Source organism: Aggregatimonas sangjinii (assembly GCF_005943945.1).
In the GTDB taxonomy this organism is placed as follows: Bacteria; Bacteroidota; Bacteroidia; order Flavobacteriales; family Flavobacteriaceae; genus Pelagihabitans; species Pelagihabitans sangjinii.
Map to the genome: position 1 here is coordinate 4,639,575 of NZ_CP040710.1, position 25,571 is coordinate 4,665,145.

The 25,571-nt window shown below is 44.2% G+C and carries 22 protein-coding genes; 17 read left to right on the forward strand and 5 right to left on the reverse strand.

Features of this window, described 5'->3' with window-relative positions:
- Window positions 1–152: 152 nt before the first annotated feature.
- From FGM00_RS19305 to FGM00_RS19320, 4 genes are all read left to right on the forward strand, one after another.
- On the forward strand, window positions 153–2,903 hold the full coding sequence (locus FGM00_RS19305) for a TonB-dependent receptor (protein ID WP_138854494.1): 2,751 nt from the start codon (window positions 153–155) through the stop codon (window positions 2,901–2,903).
- A gap of 172 nt (window positions 2,904–3,075) precedes the next feature.
- Window positions 3,076–4,584, forward strand: coding sequence for a F0F1 ATP synthase subunit beta (atpD, locus tag FGM00_RS19310; protein ID WP_138854495.1), 1,509 nt, complete (start codon window positions 3,076–3,078; stop codon window positions 4,582–4,584).
- A 73-nt stretch (window positions 4,585–4,657) separates the two neighbouring features.
- Window positions 4,658–4,933 (forward strand): FoF1 ATP synthase subunit delta/epsilon, encoded by a 276-nt coding sequence (locus FGM00_RS19315; RefSeq protein ID WP_138854496.1) that lies wholly within the window; start codon window positions 4,658–4,660, stop codon window positions 4,931–4,933.
- A 119-nt stretch (window positions 4,934–5,052) separates the two neighbouring features.
- Window positions 5,053–7,887, forward strand: a complete 2,835-nt coding sequence (locus tag FGM00_RS19320) for an alpha/beta hydrolase family protein (RefSeq protein WP_138854497.1) — start codon at window positions 5,053–5,055, stop codon at window positions 7,885–7,887.
- Here FGM00_RS19320 and FGM00_RS19325 read toward each other — a convergent pair.
- Window positions 7,884–8,423: a GNAT family N-acetyltransferase gene (locus FGM00_RS19325; RefSeq protein WP_138854498.1), complete on the reverse strand. Its 540-nt coding sequence runs from the start codon at window positions 8,421–8,423 to the stop codon at window positions 7,884–7,886. The genes FGM00_RS19320 and FGM00_RS19325 overlap by 4 nt on opposite strands.
- Window positions 8,424–10,232, reverse strand: a complete 1,809-nt coding sequence (locus FGM00_RS19330) for a M61 family metallopeptidase (protein ID WP_138854499.1) — start codon at window positions 10,230–10,232, stop codon at window positions 8,424–8,426.
- Window positions 10,233–10,328: 96 nt separating this feature from the next.
- Here FGM00_RS19330 and FGM00_RS19335 point away from each other — a divergent pair, with 96 nt between their 5' ends.
- From FGM00_RS19335 to FGM00_RS19370, 8 genes are all read left to right on the forward strand, one after another.
- Window positions 10,329–11,501, forward strand: a complete 1,173-nt coding sequence (locus FGM00_RS19335) for an aminotransferase class I/II-fold pyridoxal phosphate-dependent enzyme (protein WP_138854500.1) — start codon at window positions 10,329–10,331, stop codon at window positions 11,499–11,501.
- Entirely contained in the window at window positions 11,498–11,881 is a 384-nt protein-coding gene (locus tag FGM00_RS19340) for a putative signal transducing protein (RefSeq protein WP_138854501.1), read from the forward strand. The genes FGM00_RS19335 and FGM00_RS19340 overlap by 4 nt, the downstream gene beginning before the upstream one ends.
- 1 nt (window position 11,882) lies before the next feature.
- Entirely contained in the window at window positions 11,883–12,500 is a 618-nt protein-coding gene (bioD, locus tag FGM00_RS19345; protein ID WP_138854502.1) for a dethiobiotin synthase, read from the forward strand.
- 95 nt (window positions 12,501–12,595) lie between these two features.
- Window positions 12,596–13,864, forward strand: a complete 1,269-nt coding sequence (bioA, locus tag FGM00_RS19350) for an adenosylmethionine--8-amino-7-oxononanoate transaminase (protein ID WP_138854503.1) — start codon at window positions 12,596–12,598, stop codon at window positions 13,862–13,864.
- 11 nt (window positions 13,865–13,875) lie between these two features.
- Complete coding sequence (locus FGM00_RS19355; RefSeq protein ID WP_138854765.1) at window positions 13,876–15,096, forward strand: beta-ketoacyl synthase N-terminal-like domain-containing protein; 1,221 nt, start codon at window positions 13,876–13,878, stop codon at window positions 15,094–15,096.
- A gap of 99 nt (window positions 15,097–15,195) precedes the next feature.
- On the forward strand, window positions 15,196–15,669 hold the full coding sequence (locus FGM00_RS19360; protein WP_138854504.1) for a DUF695 domain-containing protein: 474 nt from the start codon (window positions 15,196–15,198) through the stop codon (window positions 15,667–15,669).
- A 225-nt stretch (window positions 15,670–15,894) separates the two neighbouring features.
- Complete coding sequence (gene bioB / locus FGM00_RS19365; protein ID WP_138854505.1) at window positions 15,895–16,983, forward strand: biotin synthase BioB; 1,089 nt, start codon at window positions 15,895–15,897, stop codon at window positions 16,981–16,983.
- Window positions 16,984–17,067: 84 nt separating this feature from the next.
- The gene (locus tag FGM00_RS19370; RefSeq protein ID WP_138854506.1) at window positions 17,068–17,931 is read left to right on the forward strand and encodes a cupin-like domain-containing protein; all 864 of its coding nucleotides are present in this window, start codon (window positions 17,068–17,070) and stop codon (window positions 17,929–17,931) included.
- A gap of 319 nt (window positions 17,932–18,250) precedes the next feature.
- Here the strand turns inward: FGM00_RS19370 and FGM00_RS19375 are convergent, their stop codons facing one another.
- The 3 genes from FGM00_RS19375 to FGM00_RS19385 form a co-directional block, all read right to left on the reverse strand.
- Window positions 18,251–18,727, reverse strand: a complete 477-nt coding sequence (locus FGM00_RS19375) for a regulatory protein RecX (RefSeq protein ID WP_138854507.1) — start codon at window positions 18,725–18,727, stop codon at window positions 18,251–18,253.
- Window positions 18,728–18,801: 74 nt separating this feature from the next.
- Entirely contained in the window at window positions 18,802–20,349 is a 1,548-nt protein-coding gene (locus tag FGM00_RS19380) for an Rne/Rng family ribonuclease (RefSeq protein ID WP_138854508.1), read from the reverse strand.
- Window positions 20,350–20,605: 256 nt separating this feature from the next.
- Complete coding sequence (locus FGM00_RS19385; RefSeq protein ID WP_138854509.1) at window positions 20,606–20,896, reverse strand: HU family DNA-binding protein; 291 nt, start codon at window positions 20,894–20,896, stop codon at window positions 20,606–20,608.
- A 120-nt stretch (window positions 20,897–21,016) separates the two neighbouring features.
- Between FGM00_RS19385 and mutY the strand changes: the two genes are divergently transcribed.
- From mutY to FGM00_RS20020, 5 genes are all read left to right on the forward strand, one after another.
- The gene (gene mutY / locus FGM00_RS19390) at window positions 21,017–22,066 is read left to right on the forward strand and encodes an A/G-specific adenine glycosylase (RefSeq protein WP_138854510.1); all 1,050 of its coding nucleotides are present in this window, start codon (window positions 21,017–21,019) and stop codon (window positions 22,064–22,066) included.
- A gap of 25 nt (window positions 22,067–22,091) precedes the next feature.
- Window positions 22,092–22,544, forward strand: a complete 453-nt coding sequence (locus FGM00_RS19395; protein ID WP_138854511.1) for a single-stranded DNA-binding protein — start codon at window positions 22,092–22,094, stop codon at window positions 22,542–22,544.
- A 17-nt stretch (window positions 22,545–22,561) separates the two neighbouring features.
- Window positions 22,562–23,887: a gliding motility-associated protein GldE gene (locus FGM00_RS19400; RefSeq protein ID WP_138854512.1), complete on the forward strand. Its 1,326-nt coding sequence runs from the start codon at window positions 22,562–22,564 to the stop codon at window positions 23,885–23,887.
- Window positions 23,880–24,437 carry a gliding motility lipoprotein GldD gene (gene gldD / locus FGM00_RS19405; RefSeq protein ID WP_138854513.1) on the forward strand — a complete coding sequence of 186 codons (558 nt, stop codon included), beginning with the start codon at window positions 23,880–23,882 and terminating at the stop codon, window positions 24,435–24,437. The genes FGM00_RS19400 and gldD overlap by 8 nt, the downstream gene beginning before the upstream one ends.
- A 75-nt stretch (window positions 24,438–24,512) precedes the next feature.
- A complete protein-coding gene (locus FGM00_RS20020; RefSeq protein ID WP_138854514.1) occupies window positions 24,513–25,550 on the forward strand; it encodes a helix-turn-helix domain-containing protein in 1,038 nt (345 codons plus the stop codon).
- The last annotated feature ends 21 nt before the right edge of the window (window positions 25,551–25,571 follow it).

Consider the following 25,571-nt stretch of genomic DNA (forward strand, 5'->3'; position numbering starts at 1 on the left):
TTTTCGGAATATGATAATTCTGGGCGGATGTAATTACCAATAAAGTACTATGCATGCATAATTTTTTTGAATTTATGATTTTCAGTTTAAAAAAATCGGTATCTTGCCGGTAACTTAGTAACAAACTTTACAAAACCTAACTCAAACTAAACATGAAAACACTATTGTTTTTACCCCTGCTGTTGTTTGGAACCTTGGCTTTTGCCCAGACAACGGTAACTGGAAATGTCGTTGATGAAAACAACGAACCCGTACCCGGTGCTAACATAATAATAGTTGGCAAAGCAGAAGGAACGGTGACTGATTTTGATGGTAATTTTACCTTGAATACGGAAGAGGAGCCTCCCTTTGAACTTAGAATAACCAGTATCGGATATAGTGAGGGTACCGCCCAAGTTACTTCAAACAACCAAGCACTCACCATTACGATTTCATCTTCTCAGACCCTTTTGGACGAAGTGGTCATTTCGGCTTCGAGAACACCGGAGCGAATCTTTGAATCACCGGTCTCAGTTGAGCGCTTTGGTATTAATGATATAAAAAAGACCACCGCGGAATCGTTTTATGGTGGACTTCAAAACTTAAAAGGAATTGACATCAATACCAACAGTTTAACGTTTCAATCAGTGAACACTCGTGGTTTCGCCACTTTTGCGAATACTCGGTTTTTGCAGTTGGTCGATGGAATGGATAATACAGCGCCAGGCTTGAATTTCGTGTTGGGGAATCTTGTGGGTATGAACGAGTTGGATGTACAAAGTGTAGAAATACTACCAGGTGCATCTTCCGCATTGTATGGAGCGGGTGCCTTTAATGGTATCCTGTTCATGAGGAGTAAAAACCCTTGGGATTTTCAAGGGATCAGTGCTTACGCCAAAACAGGGTTGACTTCGCAGGAAGCGGCGGGTGATAATACCTATTACGACTTTGGTATTCGTGCCGCACACGCCTTTAGCGATAAATTTGCAGCTAAAGTCAGTTTTTCATACTTACAAGGAGAAGATTGGCACGCCAATAGAACGAACGACATAGGAAACCCTGGGGCAGATAGAACAGATCCGAATTATAATGGGTTGAATGTTTATGGTGATGAGGTATCCACTACATTGAACTTTGATGCTGCGGCCGGGTTGCCCACAGGCACAGTGGGGTCTGCTACTGTTAGCAGAACGGGTTACGATGAAGTTGATTTGGCTAATTATAATGCACAAAGTGTCAAGGCGGATTGGTCCTTACACTATCGCCCGTTTGGGACTAAGTTAGAATTGATTTACAACGGTAGAGTTGGTCGAGGAACGACTATTTATCAAGGTGCCAGCCGTTACGCGGTTCAGGGTTTTAAGATGCAACAGCACAAGATAGAGTTGAAAAATGACAACTTCTTTGTTCGTGCGTATATCGTATCGGAAAATTCCGGGGATTCCTACGATACTAGATTTGCAGCGATTAATACCAACAGGGCTTGGAAATCCGATACGCAATGGTTTACTGAATATGCCCAAACGTTTATCGGGGCGAAATTAGGCGTTGGTTCTGGAGTACTGGCAACTGACGAACAGGCGCATGCGGCTGCTAGGGCTGCTGCGGATACGGGTCGATTGATTCCGGGAACGGCTGCCTTTCAGAGTGCCTTCAACAGCGTTATTGCAGATGGGGATTTATTGACAGGTGCTAAATTTATCGACAATACAAAATTCAGACATGCAAATGGCAATTACAACTTGGCGCACCTGATTGAAGATTGGGCCGACATTCAAGTAGGAGGGTCGTTTAGGGAGTATGAGCTGAACTCTCAAGGTACCATTTTTACAGATTTTGATGGCCCCATTACATACAACGAATTTGGTGCGTATGCTCAAATTCAAAAGAAATTTGCAGATGACCGTTTAAAAGTAACCGCCTCCGGTAGGTACGATAAGAATGAATTCTTTGATGGCTTTTTATCGCCCCGATTTGGATTGTCCGGGACCTTGGGTAAAAATCGAAACCATAATGTTAGAGCATCTGTTCAGCAGGGCTTTAGGAATCCGACAACACAAGACTTATTTATCGGCTTAAATGTTGGAAATGCCGTATTGGTAGGTTCGGCACCTGATAACTTGGATAGGGATGTGAGAACGTATGACGTCAGTGAACCCGGACAGGCAATTACCGGTTCGCCAACTGTTGACGTTGTTGGCCGAGCTGCTTATGAAAATGCATTTTCAAGGACATCTGTAGAGAACGGTACGCCAACTGCAGTGAATACACCAATTATAGAGCCTGAAGAAATAACGGCGTACGAATTAGGGTATCGGGCACAGCTTGGAAAATTCACTATTGATGCGAGCGGTTATTTTAACAATTACAAAAAGTTTATAGTTCAAACGCAGACCTTAGTTCCATTGTACGGAGAAGCTGGTGATGGTGGTCTATCCTTGTTGGCATTGCAAAATGGTGATTTTAAAGTCTATCAGGTCTACACGAACACCCAAGAAGACATTACTTCTTATGGAGGTTCTATTGGGATTGACACGAAGTTGGCAGGTTTTGCTCTAGGCGCAAACTATACGTACACTAAACTTGAAGATGCCGAAGACTTAAGAGCAAGAGGTGTCAGGGTTAACTTTAATTCCCCAGAGCATAAGGTAAAATTGTCTTTTGGAAAGACGGATTTATTCGAAAACTTTGGATTTGGTATAAACTATAGATGGAGCGATAGTTTCTTTTGGGAGGCTTCTTTCGCCGATGGCGATGTCCCGGCATATTCCGTGTTGGATGCACAAATCAACTACTCGGTTCCCTCGATCAAATCCGTATTTAAGGTTGGCGGGTCTAATCTGTTGGCAGACGAATACTTTCAGGCCGTTGGCTCTGGTTTAATAGGCTCGATTTACTATTTGTCTTGGACAATCAATCCATAAAAATCTATGAAATTATCGTTAAAAAGGCACCTATTTCAGGTGCCTTTTTGCATTGGTCAAAAAAAGAAAAAAACTGTTCTTTTTTAGAATGTTATCACATATCTTTGCAGCCTGAAAAACAGCGTGATATTTGGTGTTTTTCAATTGTGATAATACTAATATACAAACAGATATGTCAAAAGTTACAGGTAAAGTTTCTCAGATTATCGGGCCGGTAGTCGATGTTGAATTTGGTTCAGGTGCAGACCTTCCGAGAATCTATGATTCTTTAGAGATAACCCGAGTAGATGGTACCATCTTAGTGCTTGAGGTACAATCGCATGTTGGTGAAAACACGGTGCGAACTATTTCTATGGATTCTACCGACGGTTTAAGCAGGGGAACAGATGTAATTGCGACCGGTGCGGCGATTCAAATGCCTATCGGCGATGATGTGTATGGAAGACTTTTTAATGTAATCGGTGATGCTATCGACGGTTTAGGGGATTTGCCCAAAGCTGGAAAAGACGGGCTTCCGATTCACAGGGAAGCACCGAAATTCGAGGATCTTACTACGTCTACCGAAGTATTGTTCACAGGTATCAAAGTGATCGATTTGATTGAGCCTTATGCAAAAGGTGGTAAAATCGGTTTATTCGGTGGCGCCGGTGTTGGTAAAACCGTATTGATTCAGGAATTGATCAACAACATCGCAAAAGGCCATGGTGGTCTATCTGTTTTCGCAGGAGTAGGGGAGCGAACCCGTGAAGGAAATGATTTGCTTCGCGAGATGTTGGAGTCCGGTATTATCAAGTATGGAGAAGATTTCCTTCATTCCATGGAAGATGGCGGATGGGACCTTTCCAAGGTCGATAAAAAGGCCATGAAAGATTCTAAGGCGACCTTCGTTTTCGGACAAATGAACGAGCCTCCCGGAGCACGTGCCCGTGTGGCGCTCTCTGGTCTTACCATAGCGGAATATTTCCGTGATGGGGCCGGCGAAGGACAAGGTAAGGATGTACTTTTCTTCGTAGACAATATTTTCCGTTTTACCCAAGCAGGTTCTGAGGTATCGGCACTTTTAGGCCGTATGCCTTCTGCGGTAGGGTACCAACCTACATTGGCGACCGAGATGGGTGCCATGCAAGAACGTATTACATCGACCAAAAGAGGTTCTATTACATCGGTACAAGCGGTGTACGTGCCCGCGGATGACCTTACGGATCCGGCACCGGCAACGACCTTTGCGCACTTGGATGCCACAACGGTATTGTCGCGAAAGATTGCGGAGCTTGGTATTTATCCAGCGGTAGATCCCTTGGATTCCACCTCAAGAATTCTTACTCCGGACGTTTTAGGAAAAGAGCATTACGATTGTGCACAACGCGTGAAGGAGTTGTTGCAACGCTATAAGGAACTTCAGGATATTATCGCCATCCTTGGGATGGAGGAGCTTTCCGAAGAGGATAAAATGGCCGTAGGTCGTGCGAGACGTGTACAACGTTTTCTTTCACAGCCTTTTCACGTGGCGGAGCAGTTTACTGGTATCCCAGGAGTCTTGGTAGATATCAAGGAGACCATCAAAGGATTCAATATGATCATGGATGGCGAATTGGATCACTTCCCGGAATCCGCTTTCAACCTTAAAGGTACTATCGAAGAAGCCATTGAAGCTGGTGAAAAAATGTTGGCTGAGGCGTAAAAAAAGTTCAGAGTTATGAGTTACGAGTTCGGAATTACTCATAACTCATAACTCATAACTCATAATTAAAAGAATGTATTTAGAAATCGTATCACCAGAAGCGACTTTGTTCGCAGGCGAGGTTACTTCGGTAACAGTCCCGGGAGTCAACGGTGAATTTCAGATGTTAAAAGATCACGCCCCGATCGTTTCCTTACTTCAGGCAGGGAATGTGCAGGTAGACGGTGATGTTAAAATTCATGAAGATTATGCCGATAAGTTTACCAAAGCGGATGGCAAGACCATTCTGGCCATCACGAGCGGTACGATCGAAATGAAGGACAATAAAGTGATTGTCCTGGCCGATTAGCAATATCTTATTTTACCATAAAGTGCCCCAAATTCAATTTGTTGAATTTGGGGCTTTTCTTTTGACAAGTATCACTCGTTTCCCTTATCTTGAAATAGTTTAATCTAATCATCCGAACTATGCTTGCAAGACTGTTCTTCGTATTTACCATAGGTGCACTTTCCGTGGTATCCGCACAAAAAAAACCAATTACCCATGACGACTACGATTTATGGAAACGGGTCGCCGACACGAAAATATCGGATGAGGGAAAGCTTGTCGTTTCAACAATCGAATTGCTTACCGGAAGAGGAGATGGCCATGTACAGATTTACAACACCGAAACAGGGAACACTGCAATTTTTGACCGTGGGTATGAAACGGCGATTTCGGCAGATGAAAATTATGTGGTTTTCAAGCGAAAACCAGCCTACGAAACGATTCGGAAAGAAAAGAAAGACGATGTCAAAAAAGACAAGCAATCCAAAGATGCCCTATTCATCTACGATGTGAAAAATAACCGCCTCCACGATTCCATTCCAAGGGTGAAAGCCTATCAACTTCCGGAGAAATACGAAGGATGGTTGGTCATGGAAAAGCACAAGGAACTAAAGGAGGAAAAAGGGAAAAAAGACAGTACGGAAACCAAAACGGACTCCATTTCCACACAAAAAAAAGATACTACAAAGCAGAAAGTTAATCCTGCCTTTAAACAGGATTACGCCTTAGTATATCGATTTGAAACCAAAAGCAAGGACACCATCCATCAAATCAAGGAATTTACCGTTCCGAAAAACGGAAATTCCTTCATATACGCGCTAAAACAGGAAAAGGAGAAGGAATGGGATTTGGGCGTATATACCTACGATGTCGCTAACGGACTACGGACCCCCATCGATACGACGAAGTATTCTTATTCCAATTTGGCCGTAGATGAAAAGGGGAATCAGTTCGCCTATATGTCATCAGCAGACTCTACCGCTGTTGACTCCCTAAAGTTTGAACTCAATTACCTCAACGAAAATAAATTAACCGTATTGGTCGATAGTGCCGCTTCCCGCATCCAAAAAGGTTGGGTTCTGGGAAAGGATAAAGCCCCATTTTTCTCGGAAAGCGGGAAACGACTCTATTTTGGTGTAAAGCCAGAGGTGAGTTATGACCGTGATACAACGATGCTGGATGATGAAATACCACAGGTCGATGTCTGGAACTGGCAAGACAAATTGTTGCAGCCCGAACAAAAAGTGCGGGAGAAAGAACTGAAGGAAAAGGCTTTTCTCATGTATTATGATACTTCGAACGAATCGTACGTAACGATACAGGGAGAATTATTGAAAGAGGTAGCGGTAGATGCGCGAAAGGAAGAAAAATTTATCCTTGGGAATACCAATGATGCCTACGCCTTGGAAAGGTCTTGGGCCTTTCCTTGGAAATGGGATATCTATGTCATCGATTCCTATACTGGCGATCAAAAATTGCTGCTTGAAGGTGTCACCTATAACCCAGAGGTTTTGCCGAATAACGCTTTTGCCATTTATTTCGACATGGATGCCCAAGATTGGTTTTCAATAGATTTGAGCACGACCGAGAAAAGAAATCTCACTGCTGGTCTTGCGGTCGCTTTCCATGATGAAGATGATGACCATCCGTCCTTGCCCTATCCTTATGGGTTTGGGGGTTTTGATGAGGACGGGAATCCCCTGGTCTATGATAAATTCGATATTTGGAAGCTCACGGCAGACAATAGTAAAGCGCCCATCAATATAACTAAAAACGGCCGTTTGGAAAATATTGAATACCGCCTGTTGAACCTAGACCCCGAAGAAGAAAATCTTGCGTCTTATCTAGACGGTAGATTGCTGATCACCAGTTTCGACAAGACCACAAAAGAATCGGGATTGTATACCTTGCGTAAAGGCAAACTGATCGAAAAGCTAAGACCTTCGGGATATCTCATTTCGAATTACAACAAGGCAAAGGAAGCGGACGTATTTACCTTTACGCGACAGAATTTTCAAGTGTTTCCGGACATATTGGTTACAACGGACGGCTTTGAGAGTAATAAGAAAATCACGGATTTGAATCCGCATGAGAAAGACTTCAAATGGGGCACTGTAGAGCAGTTTCAATGGACCGCCTATGACGGAACACCTCTGGACGGGCTCCTATACAAACCGGAGGATTTCGACCCATCCAAAAAGTATCCCATGATTACCTACTTCTATGAAAAACGTTCCGATACCTACAACAGACATGTATCTCCCAGCCCAAGCAGGTCAACGGTGAACGCGGCGTATTTGGTGAGCAATGATTACATCATGTTTGTTCCGGATATAGTCTACAAGGACGGTCAACCAGGAGAAAGCGCTTTCAATTGCATTGTATCAGGGGTCGAAGCGGTAGAAAAGTTAGGCTATATCGATAGTGCGAACATGGCCATACAAGGGCAAAGCTGGGGCGGCTATCAGGTCGCCTATTTGGTGACCAAAACGAATAAGTTCAAGGCGGCCATGGCAGGAGCGCCCGTCAGTAATATGACCTCTGCTTATGGCGGCATACGTTGGGGTTCGGGTCGAAGCAGGGCAGTGCAATACGAGCGTACGCAAACCCGAATAGGCAAGGATTTATGGGAAGGGCTTGACCTTTACTTGGAAAACTCCCCATTGTTCGGCATTCCCAATATAGAAACGCCCCTCTTGATGATGCATAACGATGAGGATGGTGCCGTACCCTACTACCAAGGAATCGAGATGTTCATGGGGATGCGCAGGCTGCAAAAACCGGCTTGGCTCTTGGTGTACAATAAAGAAGCACATAATCTTACCCAAATCAAGAACCGACAGGATTTATCCATCCGGATGATGCAATTTTTCGACCACTTTCTAAAAGGCGCTCCCGCCCCAAAATGGATGAACCAAGGGCTGCCAAGAATTGCCAAAGAGAAGGATTTAGGGTACGACTTGGGTGAGGATTAAGACGTCCAATCCCAGTTTACCAGTTCCCATGAAACGCCATCGGTGATTTGGGTTTTCAACACTTCAAAACCAACGGCCTTATGTGCTTGCAGGGAGCGTTGGTTCGCCGTGGCCACTTCAGTGAATAAACAATCGTAATCATTCTGTAGCTGTTGTCGATAATACTGGTACATGCCTTTGAAAATTCCTAGTCTGCGGTTTGATTTTGCGATGCAGATTTGACCCATGGCCACATAGTTATTTTCGGGCAATAATTCATCCGCGGTATCGAACATGGGCCGTAAGACGGGAATTTCGTTCCTGAAACTGCGCAACATCACCAAGGCATACCCTACCACGGCATCACCATCTTTCGCGATGATATGTGGGCACGCGTCGTTCATCTCCTTTAAAATGGCAAAGGTATGGCCAACGGTAATAAAGCCTTCTTTTACAAGTTCATCCCGAGAAAGGCCCTCGGCCATATTTTGTCGCTGTAGGTCCAATATCTGGTACAACTCCTTTTCGGTAGTCGCTCTGGTATAGCTAATAGCCATTTATTCGATGTTAAGCCATTGCTTTCTTTTTTGCAATACATCCGCGGGGGGCATGGAATCCTCTTTTTCCGCTAGGAATATGGTGTAGGCGGGATCTTGTTCTAAAATCACCTTTGTGGTTTTTTCAATGCCATACCTTTCAAAGCGAATCGATAGGCTATCGCCGACTTGAAACTGTCTTAGAAAAGCCTCGAATTTTTCCGTCTTTGGAAAAGGTGCATCGTTGATGGCCAAGATAACGTCTCCTTTGTCCAGGTCTGCCTTATAAGCCGGACTCCCCATCCGTGGATTCGATTTGATCAGGCCATTGCCATCCCCATCCAGTTCAACCGAAATGCCCATATACGGTATCTCACTATCCTGCTTAAGGGCAACTCCGACCGAGAACAATAATTTCTTGTAATCCGGCATACCGCTTTTATAAATGTACGTGTTGAAAAAGGTATCTCCGAACACCTGGCCCGCATACTGGTTCAGCGTTTGGTGCAAATCCCCAATGGTGTAGGCCTTTTCCGTTTTTCCATAAATTTCCCAAACCAATTTCATATAATCGTCCAAATGCAGCCCCTTTTCGCGTAAGGATAGGTCTAACGCCAATCCTAGTGTGCTGCCATAGGAATAATAGGAGATAAAAGTGTTCTCGCGATTCACTGGATCAACAGAAGTGGCCGCATCGACAAAGGGCGCCTGAAAGCTCATTTCGATGGGATTGAAGAATTGCCTTGCGGGGGAATTCCATACGTAATTAAAGGTTCCCGTAAGCCCTTCAACATATTTCTCCGGAGAAATCAATCCGGCGCGACATAGGATCAAGCCCGTGTAATAGCTGGTAAAGCCTTCGGCAAACCATAATGCCCCACTCATATTGGCTTCCTCGAAATCAAAAGGTTCCAAAGATTCGGGACGAATGCGCTCAACGTTCCACGCATGAAAAAATTCATGGGATACCGTTCCGATATTCCGTTCCATTCCCCCATCGGCCAGACTTCGGGTACTGGTCAAAATAGTGGAATTACGATGTTCCATGCCATCCCCGGAAGCATTCGGGATATAGCAGGCCAAAAAAGTATATTCCCCATAATCAAACGTTGGTAGCTCACCGTATACTTCCTTTTCGGACAACACCACTTTTTTGACTTTCTCGAAATAGGTGTCCGTTTCATCTTCCGTACTGTTGTGGTGTAAAGCGAGTCGAATAATCTGCTTATTTCCGTTGGTATCGGGCACTTCAAATTCGCGAAGGTGATGCGCGCTGAGCTCGGTTGGGGAATCCATAAAGTAAGCAAGATTGGGGGCCATATAATGACCTTCCGAGACCTCGGGCAGTTGTGTGGCGATTTTCCAGCCAAGATCTTCCCTTGACTTGAAGTGTACATTTATTTCACGGTCCCGTAATTGTGGGGCATACATAAACGTAGCGGGAATGTTCAAATGCGCATGTGTTTCGTCTACTTGGGAATAGGTGCCATCCCCACGATTGGCAAATAGCGTATACCTGATTCGAACCAAACCATCATGCCCTGAGATCTTCCATTCATAGGGGTTGGGTCGTATGACGGTTAATGGATTCCCATTACCATCAAAAGCCTTAAAATTATATACATTTTTGGCAAATTCATGAAGCGCATACCGCCCTGGGGAAGTCCTACTCATCCGAACCGATAGCGTGTCCGTTGGGATGTCAGGAAAATTAGCTGTAATCACCGCCTCATGGTGTACGGCATTTTCAAAGGATATCTCATACGTATTGACCTGGCCAAAACCGACGCTGGTGGCACACAACCATATCATTGAATAAAATAATTTCATTGTTTAGGATATTTTGAGAACTAATATACAGATTAAGCGGTACCCAAACACCAGATTGGCCTCCTGTTTTTTAGAAGTAAATAGTACCTTTAGCAAATGGCAGAGTTCCCAAAAAAGCTACAACGGAAATTAGAGGAAAGGACTGAAAACAACACACTGCGCTTTTTGGTCTCACCGGAAAAGGGAATCGATTTTTCTTCGAACGATTACTTAGGCTTTTCGAAAAACAAGTCTCTTTCTAAACGAACCACAGCCTTGCTCTCCGAAAGGGGAATTACTCAAAATGGGGCTACGGGCTCCCGTTTGCTTTCGGGAAACCATGAATTATATTCCGAGCTGGAAGCGCGAATCGCGGAAACCCATAAGGCCGAATCGGCCTTGATCTTCAATTCGGGCTATGACGCCAATTTGGGTTTTTTTGGTTCCGTTCCCCGGCGCGGCGATGTCATTTTCTATGATGAGCTGGCACATGCGAGTATCCGGGATGGAATACGACTGAGCCATGCGAAAAGTTATAAATTCAAACATAATAATTTAGAAGATTTAAAACAGGGCATTGAGCGCAGCCGAAATGAATTACAGCGCCAAGAGAATGTTGAAATCTACATCGTCATCGAATCGGTCTATTCTATGGACGGCGATTCACCGGATTTAGAGGCTTTCGCTTCCTTTTCGATAGCGAACCACTGTTATTTGGTGGTTGATGAGGCCCACGCAGCAGGCATTTTTGGTTCAGAAGGAGGCGGACTAGTGCAACAACTCGATTTGGAACAAAAGGTATTTGCACGAATCATCACTTACGGGAAGGCCTTTGGCAGCCATGGCGCCGCTATTGTCGGCAGTGCCGACTTGAAAACCTATTTGGTGAATTTTGCCAGAAGTTTTATCTATTCCACAGGTCTTTCGCCCCATTCCGTTGCGACACTGGTGGTCGCGTACAAGCTGATGACGGGAGTGGAGGGTAAGCAACAACGAAAACGATTGCAAGAAAATATCCGTTATTTTAACCTCCAGCTGTCCGAATTGAAGCTCGGGTCTTATTTCATTCCCAGTCAATCGGCTATTCACTCCTGTGTTGTGCCGGGAAACGATTGGGTGAAATCCATTGCGGACCAGTTACAAAATTCAGGTTTTGCCGTGCGGGCGATACTTTCACCAACAGTACCGACGGGCCAGGAAAGGTTGCGATTTTGTTTGCATTCTTACGATTCGAAAGAAGACATGACCAGAGTCTTATCTTGTTTATCCAAAATCATTCACGAAGCATGAGCCAAACTTTCTACACGATTGCGACATTTGAATACCCTGCGGATGTACAGATACTAAAAGGCCGATTGGAGTCTGAGGGAATTCCGGTTTTTCTGAGGGATGAGAACACCATCAATTCCGACCCTTTGATTAGCGCGGCAATCGGTGGGGTGAAGCTCCAAGTTTATTTTAGTGACAAGGATAGGGCTATTGCCATTTACGACGAGGTAAGGGCGTATGCCCAGGATGATTTCGGAAATCCGATTGTTTGCCCAAACTGCAAGGCGAAAAAATCGGAAGTATATTACGGGAGAAAGGGTATTTTCAATAAACTATTCCCCTTTTTCGAAAAAAGAAAATACAAATGCCTAAATTGTGGTATAATCACTAACCCCATGTAGTATGAAGCGAATATTCGTCACAGGAATATCAACAGAAGTAGGCAAGACCATGGCGTCGGCCATAATTGCAGAGGCCCTGGAGGCCGATTATTGGAAGCCCATTCAGGCGGGCGAACTTGAGAACACTGATAGCCATAAAGTGGCTGAACTGATTTCAAATGCCAAGACCAAAATACACAAAAGTGCTTTTGAGCTGACCAGCCCTATGAGTCCGCATGCGGCGGCCGAAGTAGACGCCGTCGAAATCGTGGCCCATAAAATACAGGAGCCTGAGACCGAGAACCATTTGGTCATCGAAGGAGCCGGTGGCTTATTGGTGCCCTTGAATGCCGAGGATACGATTCTCGATATGATTATGCCCAACTATCAAGTTGTGGTGGTTTCGCGGCATTATCTAGGCAGTATCAACCATACCTTGCTGACCATTAATTGGTTGCAGATGAAGGGATACGATGTCGCCCTGATTTTCAGTGGTGATAAGAATCCGCATATCGAGAATATTATCCTCCACAAAACCGGGGTTTCATTGATCGGTAGAATCGAGGAGGAGGCCAGCTTTGACAAGGCGACCATTAAAAAGTATGCCGATTTGTTCAAAGGGGTTTTGGAGACACTTTAACAATTTCGGAAATACATACGTGGCCTATTTTGGGATGATTTTACCATCTTTGTGAAAATCGTTCTAGCAACGGTTCAGTTGTAACCTATTCTATCTTGAAAAACCTTTCCGAAAGAGATCAAGTACATGTTTGGCACCCGTTGACGCAACACAAGCTGCATCCAAGAATGTTGGCGGTGGTGAAGGCCAAAGGGGCACTCCTTTTTGACGAGGACGGAAAGGAATACGTAGACGGAATTTCCTCTTGGTACACCAGTGTTTACGGCCATTGCAATGATTTTATACTAGAAAAAGTGTATGCGCAAATGCAACGCTTAGATCAGGTGGTATTTAGCGGCTTTACGCATGAACCCGCCGTACGTCTTTCGGAGGAATTGATGAAAATCCTACCTGAAAACCAATCGAAGTTGTTTTTTTCCGATAATGGATCAACGGCGGTAGAGGTGGGGATTAAAATGGCCCTGCAGTTCCATTTTAACCAAGGGGAACAACGAAAGGTATTATTGGCTTTTGAAGAGGGTTTTCATGGCGATACGTTCGGGGCCATGTCCGTTTCCGGACTGTCGGTCTACAACGGGCCGTTCGAGGAGTTTTTTTTGGATGTGGAACGCATTCCCGTGCCGTCACCTGACAACATCGAAACCACCTTGGCGCATTTGGAAAACAGGCTGCAACAAAACGATATCGCAGGCTTTGTGTACGAACCTTTGGTGCAGGGTGCCGCCGCCATGCAAATGCACGATGCAGAGGGATTGAATCGTATTTTAAAATTGTTGAAAGCACATGCCGTGGTGACCATAGCCGATGAGGTGATGACCGGCTTTGGAAAAACGGGCAAGTACTTCTCCTCCGACCATATTGAAACCAAACCTGATGTCATTTGTCTTTCCAAGGCGTTGACGGCCGGACTTTTACCAATGGCCATCACCACCTGCTCCCAACATATTTACGATGCGTTTTACAGTGATGATATCGGGAAGGGACTCTTTCATGCGCATACCTACACCGCCAATCCGTTGGCCTGTGCGGCTGCTTTGGCAGGGTTGGAATTGTTGCAGTCGGGAGCAATGCAAAACAACATCGCGCGGATTCAGGCATCACATCAAAAATTTGATTTGGAGATCAGCACACACCCGAAAGTGGCACGTACGCGGCAGTGTGGTGTTATTTATGCCTTGGACCTCGATGTGCAAATGGAACGGTATGGGAATCTGCGCGACAAACTTTTCAATCATTTTATGGGCGAGGGCGTCTTTTTAAGACCCTTGGGGAACACCATTTATATTCTGGCGCCCTATATTACGACGGACGAACAATTACAGAAAATCTACGGTGCTATTCAAAGTGCAGTGGATATAGTATAAAACTGATGATTTTGAAAGAACCCATTTCCATCCGTTCCATCGCTTCGATATCCCCCTTGGGTTCCTCCCCTGAAGAAGTTTGGGAAAGCTATCTTAATCCCCGACCGTTTTTGCGAAGGGAACAGGTGGGCCATACGGAAGAATGGGTCGCGCGCTTACCTGATGCTGCCAAAGCCGCAATCCATCGACTAAGACAATCGGATACGAACTATCGTAACCTCGACGATTCCGTACTTTTTGCGCTTTATGCTTCCCGAAAAGCGGTCGCGATGGCAGATTGGTCTTCAGGGGATAACTTCGGTATTAACCTTGGCTCTTCGCGGGGTGCTACGGGCCTACTTGAGCAGTATCATTCGGAGTTCCTAGAACAAAGAAAGACGGCAACGCTATCTTCACCGACCACCACCTTGGGCAATATCTCCTCCTGGGTGGCACATGACTTGCAGACCCGAGGCCCGGAAATCTCGCATTCCATCACCTGTTCCACCGCCTTGCATGCCTTGTTGAATGGTGTGGCCTGGTTGCAAAGCGGTATGACAGATACCTTTTTGGTCGGCGGGAGTGAGGCACCTCTCACTCCTTTTACGATAGCGCAAATGAAGGCGTTAAAAGTATATTCAAATGTCAGGCTGAGCACTTCGACTCCGCTCAGCACGGACCCAGTCGAAGCCCAATCACGGGATACCATCATAACCTACCCTTGCCAGGCATTGCAGCTCGATAAAAAAAGAAACACCATGGTTTTGGGGGAAGGCGCCGCGGTGGCCTGTTTGGAAAAGGGAATTTCGAAGGATACCATGGCCCTAATCGAAGGCATAGGCTATGCCACAGAACTATTGGAACATAATGTTTCGATTTCGGCGGATGCCGTTTGCTTTCAACGTGCGATGAAAATGGCTTTGGGGAACATCGCTCCTGCTGAGGTAGATGCCATTGTGATGCATGCGCCCGGTACCGTGAAGGGGGATTTATCGGAGTATAAGGCGATACAACAAGTCTTTGGTGACCATATGCCTGCTTTGACCACCAACAAATGGAAAATCGGACATACGTTCGGGGCATCCGGAATGCTCAGTGTTGAGTTGGCAGTGTTGATGCTGCAGCGGCAGCAGTTTGTTGGGGTGCCATTTAGGGTGTACGATACCGAACCGAAAAAGCTGGAACGTGTGTTGGTGAATGCCGTTGGGTTTGGGGGGAATGCGGTGAGTGTGTTGTTGGGTAAGAATATATAGCCTAATGTTGTGCGTTTTATCAACTTTATTTAGAAGATATTTGGCATACGCATTGGCATAAATAAGAACAAGGTGTCTCGGAAAATAATATTGATATTTATGCTTTCATTCTTTGGACTTGGGAAGAGTAAAGCTCAAATTGAAAAGCCTAATAAGGCAAAAGGAATTATAGGTAGATACTATGAAGGCGATTTACCTGTGATAGTGAAATTAATAAATGAGTTACCGGAAAGTAAAGTGATGTCTGAATTAACTTTTTTAACTATCGTATCTTGGAAATACGACGGTAGTAAAAATAACGGAATGCCATCAACGGAAATCAATAACCGAATGATAATTTTAGAAGACGCAATTGAAAACTCAATGAACTTTACTGATTTATTTACTCATGTTTACAGCAGAACTGGAAATAATTTAAAGGAATTCGCATATTATAGTAAGAATCAAAATCTATTTATGGAAATTTTAAATGGAACTCTAAAAAAACATGACGCTTATCCTATTGAAATCAATTTTTATGAGGATAAAGAATGGATTGATTTTAAAACTGTCTTAAAGGATTTTGAGAAATAAGAACGATTTATCAACTTTCATCCTAGAGCCCTTGTTCGAGGAGTGCCTACCCCATGCACAGCACAGCATGCACCTCTCTAGCGCTCGTCTGTGAAGACTGCCCACCACAACCATCGCAATCAGCTTAACTAAGGTGCCAAAGCACCCCCATTTACAATTTGCCAAAACTATTTTGGCATTTACCAGACCGAAAGGTTATTTTTGAATCAGTATACAATCCCATTTATGAGCGAAACAAGACACAACTGGACCAAAGCCGAAATTCTGGATATTTACAACAAACCGCTGATGGAGCTGCTCTACGATGCCGCGACCATCCATCGGAGAAACCACGATCCGAACACGGTTCAGGTGTCCACCTTATTGTCCATAAAAACCGGCGGTTGTCCTGAAGACTGTGGTTATTGTCCGCAAGCGGCGCGCTACCATACCGATATCGATGGAAACGATTTGATGACCGTACCCCATGTTAAGGCTCAAGCACTCCGCGCGAAGGCTTCGGGAAGCTCACGGGTATGTATGGGAGCGGCATGGCGAAACGTAAAAGACGGTCCCGAGTTCGACCAGGTGCTCGAAATGGTACGCACCATCAACAAACTCGATATGGAGGTCTGCTGCACCTTGGGCATGATTACCGAAAACCAGGCCAAACGCTTGGCCGAGGCAGGGCTGTATGCCTACAACCACAATCTCGATACTTCCGAGGATTACTATAAGGATGTCATCTCTACCCGTGCCTTTGAAGACCGCTTGGACACCATTGAAAACGTACGTAAAAGCAACGTAACGGTGTGTAGCGGAGGTATTATCGGGATGGGCGAAAAAGTCGAGGATAGGGCAGGAATGTTGGTCGCCCTTTCTTCCTTAAACCCACAGCCCGAGTCGGTACCTATTAATGCGTTGGTACCTGTTGAGGGCACGCCTATGGCCGATATGGAAAAAGTATCGATTTGGGAGATGATCCGTATGGTCGCCACGACCCGTATCGTAATGCCGGAGACCCAAGTGCGTTTGTCGGCAGGGCGCACTGAAATGAGCAGGGAAGGACAAGCCATGTGTTTTTTCGCGGGGGCGAATTCCATCTTTGCCGGCGATAAATTGTTGACCACCCCCAATCCCGATGTAAATGAGGATATGGCCATGTTCAAACTACTGGGATTGAATCCCCAAAAGCCATTTACCAAAGTATCCCAGCCCAAAACGGTAGAGGCCGCCGACTCCGAGCTACAACCATTAGGTGAAAAGCCAAAGTGGAGTCGCCCCGGGCATAGCATTGAACGGAACGAGATGGCCAAGGCATCCGGGAAGGGCTAGATACTTGCGCTTCTTTACATTATTTTAAGAGAAATTTTCCATGAGGTTCCCTAAATTTGGAACGCAATCTAAACCTGAACCCCATTGAAGATACAGGACATACCCAGGGTGAAGTCCATTTCTAAAGAAGACTTTCTCGAGCACTACTTTTGGCCTCAAAAACCCGTCGTGATCGAACAGGCGGTCGAAGATTGGCCCGCAATCGAGAAGTGGAATCTTAACTACATCAAGCAGGTCGCCGGCGAAAAAACGGTACCGCTTTACGATGACCGCCCAGTACATCACGAAGACGGCTTCAATGAGCCGCATGCCGAGATGAAGATGACCGATTATGTAGACCTCCTGAAATCCAAACCGACCAAATACCGTATTTTTCTATGGAATATCTTTAAGGAAGTACCTCAACTGCAAAAAGACTTTTCCATCCCGGATTTTGGAGTTACCATCAAGAAAAAATTACCCATGCTTTTTTTCGGGGGAAGGGATTCCTTCACCTTTATGCACTACGATATCGACATGTCGAATATTTTCCATTTTCATTTTGAGGGAAGGAAGGAGTGCATTCTTTTTGCGCCATCCGAGACCAAATACCTGTACAAAGTACCGCATTCCTTGATTACACACGAAAGTATCGATTTTACGAACCCCGATTTCAAACAGTGGCCGGTTCTGGAAAAAGCAACGGGGTACCAGACTTTTTTGGAACATGGCGAAATGCTTTTTATGCCAGAGGGCTACTGGCATTATATGAAGTACCACACTGAAGGTTTTTCGATGAGTCTACGGTCGTGGCCTAAAAGGCCTATGAACTTCGTTAAAGGCGTGTACAACGTCTTCGGGCTCCGCACCTTCGATATTATGATGCGAAAGGTCCGGGGTCAGAAATGGATCGACTGGAAGAACAGAAAAGCCATTGAGCGAACGAACAAACTGGCCGCTAAAATTTGATTGAAGAATACCGCGCTAAACGATAGTATAAACTTCCTTTCCTAAGTTTCTCGGTACTTTACTAATAGCCTGTAATTTAAATTTGATTATTAATTACCTGATTGGCAATTTCTTACGAGGGTAAATATCCATTATGTCTCCCCGAGCGCAGTTGAGGGGTCTTTCGATGGCTGCATCTTTCAATTAGGTCTCGACAGGTCCCTGTCTGGTCGGCAAGGCTGGCTTCACTTGGAATTAACGGTTGTCTTGTTTTGAGATTTTAATAGATGAATAGAACTGAGGTTTGTAGATCAACGCTAGTCAACATCTTTAGAGAAGCCTATCCCACCAGTTCTTTCACTTTTCCGTAGACCAGATGGCTCTCCCAGCCGCGGTACAATAAATAATCGGCCAGTTTTTTTCGACGTTTTTTAAGATTGGTTTCGTTGATCTGCGAAACCCTTTTTCGGGCAAGGGCGTCCAAGGTTTCCAGATATACGGTATCGTCGATTTCCTTTAGTGCCGTTTTGATATTAAATCTAGAAATACCCCTGAATTTCAATTCATTTACGATTCGGTTTCTCCCCCATTTTTTAATCGTGAACTTTCCCCGTGCGTAGCTTTGCGCAAAGCGTTCTTCGTTCAGGTAATTCTCTTGGATCAAATGATTTATGATCAAATCGCTGGCCTCGGGTATCATTCCCATATCGCGAAGCTTTTGCCGCACCTCTTTGTGACAGCGTTCTTGATAAGCACAATAGCTTTCCAATTTACGGGTAGCTTCCTGCACGGTATAGTTGTTCGAATTGGTTTGCAATGGATAGCGGTATTATGGAGTGAAAAGATAGCCATAAAAAAAGCGACCCCCGTTGCCGAAGGTCGCTTTTGTATTCAATAAATGGTTTTTCCGTCTTTATCCTTAAAACGGTATTCAAGGTATGTATAGGCATCCCTCGGTTGTACTTTGATCCATTTTTTGTGTTCCAAGAACCACTTGAAACGGATGGATGGAAACCCTTTGGTAATATAGGCTGCAATGAACGGATGTATGTTCAATGAGATTTTACTATCCTTTTTAGGGCCTTTCAACAGTTTCTCAAGATCTACATTGATCTTGTCGATCAAGACGATAGGGGCTTCTACCTCGCCACCGCCATTGTTCGGATTTTCCTCTGTCGTTTTTATATTCATCTCGGGGCGCACCCGTTGACGTGTAATCTGAATAAGACCAAACTTGCTCGGTGGCAATATTTTGTGTTTGGCCCGATCATCTTTCATCTCTTCCTTAAGATGTTCGAAAAGCTTTTTTCTGTGCTGTGGTTTCACCATATCGATAAAATCGATAACGATGATACCCCCCATGTCGCGCAGGCGCAGCTGCCGTGCGATTTCAGAGGCTGAAAGCATATTTACTTCCAGTGCAGTGTCTTCTTGATTTTTGGCCTTGTTCGAACGCGTACCGCTGTTCACGTCGATAACGTGTAGCGCTTCGGTATGTTCTATGATAAGGTAGGCACCCCTGCTCATTGATGCAGTTCGGCCGAAAGAAGTCTTTATTTGCCTTTCTATCCCAAATTTTTCGAAAATGGGCACAGATGACTGGTACTGTTTTACCATGGACTCTTTTCCCGGTGCGATTTCTTGCACGTAGTCCTGAATTTGTTCACAAAGCGTTTGGTCATCAACGTGTATTCCAGTAAAGGAATCGTTGAAAACGTCCCTAAGTATGCTCGAGGCCCTATTGACCTCTACCAACACCTTTGAAGGGGGGTGCGCTTTGATTAATGCGTTGCACATTGTGGTCCATTTAGACAACAAGTTCTCTAGATCTTTATCCAGTTCCGCGACTTTTTTGCCCTCGGCGACGGTACGTATAATAATCCCAAAACCTTTGGGTTTGATACTCATCACCAATCGTTTAAGCCTGTCTTTTTCTTTCTTGCTGCTAATTTTCTGTGAGACCGAAACACGGTCTGAGAAAGGCACCATAACAATATAACGGCCTGCAAAGGAAAGCTCCGAACTAATTCGTGGACCTTTGGTTGATATAGGTTCTTTAACGATTTGCACTAAAAGCGACTGATTGGCCTTGACTACATCGGTAATCACACCATTCTTGTCAATATCTTTTTCGAACGGAAAATTCTTTAGGCTGTAATCCTTGATTCTTCCGGTGCTAACGCCCTTAAGGAACTTTAGCATCGAGGACAATTGCGGCCCAAGGTCATGGTAATGCAAGAAGGCATCTTTTTCATAACCAACATTTACGAACGCGGCATTCAAACCGGTTACGGGCTTCCGTATCTTAGCGAGGAATATATCCCCTACGGCAAAATTGTTGTTGTCCTCATCTTTATGCAATTCGGTGAGTTTCCCATCCTTTAACAGGGCAAAATCAACGGCATCTGAACTAGATCTTACGATTAATTCTCTATTCACCTGATTGTATTTATGTCCGTTCCCATTGCATCGGGAGCGGATAGATTAAACAATGCTGTAAACAAGTCGTAGCGACTTGCCGAGGTCTCTTTTCGAACCTCTCTGTCAAAGAACGTATTAAAATGAAAAAGTAGTTGAGACAACTACTTTTTCTTGTGACGGTTAGCTCTCCGGCGCTTTTTACGCTTATGGGTAGCTACCTTATGTCTTTTTCGTTTTTTACCGCTGGGCATAAAGTTTTACTTTTAGTTATTTATTATTTTATGAGTACGTTACTCTTAACACCTTCTACAAAAACCTTAGCCGGTTTAAACGCTGGAATGTTGTGGGCAGCAATCTTGATTGTCGTATTCTTAGAGATGTTTCTACCTGTTTTCTCCGCTCTGGTTTTGATAATAAAACTTCCAAAACCTCTTAAATACACATTATTGCCACTTTCCAATGAAGATTTAACTTCTTCCATAAAGGATTCCACAGTTGCCTGAACATCTCCTTTTTCCATTCCCAGTTTATCCGAGATCTTTGCTACAATTTCCGCTTTCGTCATGTTAAAATAGTATAGTTTGTTTTAGGGGTTGCAAATATATAAATTAAATTTATTCTTTTATCCTGTACTACTAATTTTAAGTCTGTAAACCACTACTTTAGCCGTTTACGACCAATTACTATGCCGTTTTCCCAAAAAATCTTACAATGGTACGCCGAAAATAAAAGGGAACTGCCATGGCGAAGCACTACAGACCCCTATAAAATTTGGCTTTCGGAAATCATGCTGCAGCAGACCCGGGTGGCGCAGGGCACGCCCTATTACCTCAAATTTGTTAAGCACTTTCCTACGGTCGTTCATTTGGCGGACGCTCCCGAAGAAGAGGTACTGAAACTATGGCAAGGTCTTGGCTATTATTCAAGAGCCCGGAATCTGCACGCCACTGCTAAAAAAGTCGCTTACAAAATGAACGGCGAATTTCCCGATTCGTATGCCGAGCTTATCAAGTTAAAAGGCATCGGCGACTATACCGCAAGTGCTATTGCATCGATCTGTTTCGGAGAGTTGCAACCTGTAGTCGATGGTAATGTATTTCGGGTGCTGGCTCGTTATTTTGGGGTGGATAGGCCCATAAATGATAGTGGGGGACCGAAATATTTCAAAAAACTGGCACGGGAAGTGATGCCCTTGGAGGAAATTAGAGAATACAATCAAGGCATTATGGAGTTCGGCGCGATACAATGCGCTCCTAAAAAGCCGTATTGTCTGCATTGCCCCCTAAATGAAAGTTGTGTCGCCCTACAGAAAAACAAAGTGCATGAGCTGCCCATAAAACTGAGAAAGACCAAGGTTCGCAATCGGTTTTTCAATTATTTAGTGGTTTTGGGTCAAAATGAGCAAGGTGAGTCCGTAAGTATTTTGAACCAGCGTACGGGCAAGGGTATTTGGCAAAACCTATATGAATTTCCGCTGGTGGAGTCAGAAGCGCGTATTGGTCTGGATACGCTTAAAAAAAGTATTCCGTCTAATTTGCAGCCCGATCTTATCAATGAAATAAACTTGTACAACGAGAAGGAAATCGTTCATAAACTATCGCACCAACACCTTCATACCCGATTTTGGATCGTAAAGACGACGGCAGTAATTTCGAAGGGAATTCCATTAAAGGATTTGGAAAAATACGCTGTCCCCGTTTTGATTGCAGAGTTCATGAAAGCATTTAAATTTTAGTACTTTTGTTATTCACATTTGAGTTATGAGTGGAACGTTGAATAAGGTGATGCTGATAGGGCATCTGGGAGACGAGGTAAAAATGCATTACTTTGAGGGCGGTGGCTGTATTGGCCGTTTTCCAATAGCTACCAATGAAACCTATACGAACAAGACTACTGGGGAGCGAGTTACCAATACCGATTGGCATAATATCGTGGTACGCAATAAGGCCGCTGAAATCTGCGAAAAGTATTTGAGCAAGGGCGATAAGGTGTATGTAGAGGGCCGCTTAAAAACAAGACAATGGCAGGGCGAAGATGGTAATACCCGTTATTCCACGGAGGTTCAGGTGCAGGATTTTACCTTTTTGAGCACGAAAAAGGAGAGTCAGGCGAATGCCGCACAAACGCAAAAACCAGTACAGCCCGAGGCTACCGGTTCTGCTGGTGTTGAAAAGGCATCTACGGCCGAACAGGAAGATGATCTTCCGTTTTAACTTGTAAATAGCAACTGTTGGATCCCGACCCTTTACGTCTAATATTTTTTTCTACGGCTCTTGATAGTTTTTTTGCGGTGAAAATCGCTGTTTTGGTGTTGCTGCTAGTCTGCTCCGCCCTAATCTCTGGTGCCGAGGTGGCTTTCTTTAGCCTGTCCTCTACCGACGTGAAGGAAATCGAGGAAAAAAAGACCTCCCGTGGCGATATTATTGCAAAACTCCTCAATCGGCCCAAAAAGTTGCTGGCGACCATTTTAATCGCGAACAATGCCATCAATATCGGTGTGGTTCTGCTGTTCAGTGATATCGGAGAAGTGCTATTCGGTTCAATCAATTACCTATTGTTCGGATTTATAGACATACAGTTTTTGCTCGAGGTTGTCGTGGCCACCTTCCTTATCTTAATGTTCGGCGAGATTCTTCCTAAAGTATACGCCAATAGAAACAGTATCGCCTTTGCAAATTTTATGGCCTACCCCTTAAAGGTTTTGGATGTGCTTTTTTCGCCCCTCAGCCTTCCGATGCGGTCTGGAACTTTGTTTATGCACAATAAATTGGGTAAGGAAAAATCGAACCTGAGCGTCGATCAATTATCGCAAGCTCTTGAACTCACTTCCGATGGTGATACGACCAAGGAGGAACAAAAAATACTGAAAGGTATCGTCTCTTTTGGCAATACCGACACCAAACAGGTCATGCGGCCCCGTATCGATATTTTTGCCTTGAACGAGTTGATGAAATTTCCAGAGGTTATCGCGGAAATCAAAAAACACGGTTATTCCCGTATTCCGGTTTTCTCCGATAATATGGATAACGTGCTCGGTGTATTATATGTTAAGGATTTACTGCCCTATATCGATAGAAAGACCTTTGATTGGATGTCGCTCATTCGCGAGCCTTATTTTGTGCCGGAGAATAAAAAGTTAGACGATTTGCTTTTGGAATTTCAGGATAAGAAAAATCATTTGGCCGTCGTGGTCGATGAGTATGGGGGTACCTCCGGAATCGTTACCTTAGAGGATATTATCGAGGAAATCGTCGGGGATATCAGCGATGAGTTCGATGATGAAGATTTGGTGTATTCGAAATTGGATGATTTCAACTATGTGTTTGAAGGAAAAACGGCCTTAAAGGATTTTTATCGGGTCGTAAAAATCGAAAACGAAGAAGAATTCGAAGAAAAAAAGGGCGAGTCTGAAACGATAGCGGGCTTTGTACTTGAAATCGCGGGGAGTTTCCCCAAAAAGAGCGATACCATCCATTTTAATAAATACCAATTTAAGGTCGAAAGTTTGGACAAAAAACGGTTGAAGCAAATTAAAATCACGATGCCACATGAATAGGTTAAAAGCATTGTTGTGTGCCATGGCAGTCGTACTATTGGTGGGCTGTAAAGAAGAGGATTCCATACCGAAACCGAGCGCCGAATTGCGTTTGGAGTACCCGAAGGCCCAGTTAGGAGTATTGGAAAAGGACCAATTTGAATTTCAATTCAATAAAATGGCCCGCTTAAAGGAGAAAAATTCGCATTCGCTCACCTTGGATTATCCGGAAATGAGGGGCACCATCTTCATGAATTACAGAAAGATCGATGGTAATTTAGAGAAATTGTTGGGCGATGCGCAAAAGTTTAGTTATGAGCATGCGGTTAAGGCAGATGGCATTGATGAGAAAGTGTTCATGAATGAGGAAGCAAAGGTCTATGGAAATTTTTATAGCGTTACTGGAGATGCCGCCTCCCAAGCCCAGTTCTACGCCACCGATAGCACAAACCATTTTGTAACAGGTTCGCTGTATTTCTACGCCAAACCCAACTATGACTCCATTTACCCCGCGGCGGTTTACCTCCAAAACGACATCCTGACCATAATGGAAACCCTGCGTTGGAAGTAACTTGAAATTTTCCCCGATCCCTAAGCTTCGATTTTTTGCTACATTTGATAGCATCTTCTACAAAGTGAAGTGATCATGAACGTTTCCGGTGAACTTTTGTTCTTCTTTAGTGCCTTGGGTGTCTTCAATGCCCTGCTCATCAGTTTTTATTTTTTCTTTCTTAAAAGGCCCAGGAACATTTCAAATTTCTTTTTTGGATTTTTACTGTTAATGCTCGCCATTAGGGTAGGTAAGTCGGTATTTTATTATTTCAATGACGACTTACACTTATTATTTATCAAAATCGGCTTGATCGCATGTATCCTGATCGGTCCCGCGCTCTATTTCTACATCAAATCTTTGGACTCCGCTAATCTTGAAATCCGTTTTTGGAAAATACACTTCTTGGTATTGGCAAGCTTAGCGATTTCCATTGGGTTTTTGTTCCCTGAAACGCACAATCCGCGACTAGCCTTATTTCATTGGATGCCTATAATCTATACCATTTGGTTGGGTTATATAGTAGCTACAGGTTGGTCTATACGGCACACCATTTCTAAGATTTTCAGGAAGGGGGATAAATTGTCAAGTCTCGATTTCTGGGTGCTCAGTGTCTTCGTGGGGAACTTTATCATCTGGCTGGCCTATAAAACAGTATCCTATACCTCTTATATCGTTGGGGCACTAACGTTTTCCTTCATCTTTTATCTATTGTTCCTTTTGCTTCATTTTCGGCGGACCAAAGGGGCTATTTTTACGAAATCTATCAAGTATTCCAACAAAAAAATAGAAGCTACGGAAGCGGAAAACCTCAAAAAACAGCTAAGACAACTCATGGAAAAAGAAAAGCTGTATACCAATGCGGACTTAAAGCTTTCGGATGTTGCGAACAAAATGAATATCCTACCCCACACCTTATCCCAACTGATCAATGATAATTTGGGAAAGAGCTTTACCCAATTCATCAACGAGTACCGTGTTTTGGAGGCCAAAAACCTGATCCAATCGAATGCGTCCATTAAACTGGAGGCGGTAGGTTACGATTGCGGCTTCAATTCGAAATCTACTTTTTATTCCGTTTTTAAGAAAATGACCCGCACTACCCCGGCAAAATACAAGGAAACCATTTCCTAAAGGTATCTTAAATCGCTTCCA

Bases quoted from the DNA above. Each gene is read 5' to 3' on its own strand.
- FGM00_RS19305 (WP_138854494.1), top strand. From the start codon at position 153: ATGAAAACACTATTGTTTTTACCCCTGCTGTTGTTTGGAACCTTGGCT.
- atpD (WP_138854495.1), top strand. From the start codon at position 3,076: ATGTCAAAAGTTACAGGTAAAGTTTCTCAGATTATCGGGCCGGTAGTC.
- FGM00_RS19315 (WP_138854496.1), top strand. From the start codon at position 4,658: ATGTATTTAGAAATCGTATCACCAGAAGCGACTTTGTTCGCAGGCGAG.
- FGM00_RS19320 (WP_138854497.1), top strand. From the start codon at position 5,053: ATGCTTGCAAGACTGTTCTTCGTATTTACCATAGGTGCACTTTCCGTG.
- FGM00_RS19325 (WP_138854498.1), bottom strand. From the start codon at position 8,423: ATGGCTATTAGCTATACCAGAGCGACTACCGAAAAGGAGTTGTACCAG.
- FGM00_RS19330 (WP_138854499.1), bottom strand. From the start codon at position 10,232: ATGAAATTATTTTATTCAATGATATGGTTGTGTGCCACCAGCGTCGGT.
- FGM00_RS19335 (WP_138854500.1), top strand. From the start codon at position 10,329: ATGGCAGAGTTCCCAAAAAAGCTACAACGGAAATTAGAGGAAAGGACT.
- FGM00_RS19340 (WP_138854501.1), top strand. From the start codon at position 11,498: ATGAGCCAAACTTTCTACACGATTGCGACATTTGAATACCCTGCGGAT.
- bioD (WP_138854502.1), top strand. From the start codon at position 11,883: ATGAAGCGAATATTCGTCACAGGAATATCAACAGAAGTAGGCAAGACC.
- FGM00_RS19360 (WP_138854504.1), top strand. From the start codon at position 15,196: ATGCTTTCATTCTTTGGACTTGGGAAGAGTAAAGCTCAAATTGAAAAG.
- bioB (WP_138854505.1), top strand. From the start codon at position 15,895: ATGAGCGAAACAAGACACAACTGGACCAAAGCCGAAATTCTGGATATT.
- FGM00_RS19385 (WP_138854509.1), bottom strand. From the start codon at position 20,896: ATGACGAAAGCGGAAATTGTAGCAAAGATCTCGGATAAACTGGGAATG.
- mutY (WP_138854510.1), top strand. From the start codon at position 21,017: ATGCCGTTTTCCCAAAAAATCTTACAATGGTACGCCGAAAATAAAAGG.
- FGM00_RS19395 (WP_138854511.1), top strand. From the start codon at position 22,092: ATGAGTGGAACGTTGAATAAGGTGATGCTGATAGGGCATCTGGGAGAC.
- gldD (WP_138854513.1), top strand. From the start codon at position 23,880: ATGAATAGGTTAAAAGCATTGTTGTGTGCCATGGCAGTCGTACTATTG.
- FGM00_RS20020 (WP_138854514.1), top strand. From the start codon at position 24,513: ATGAACGTTTCCGGTGAACTTTTGTTCTTCTTTAGTGCCTTGGGTGTC.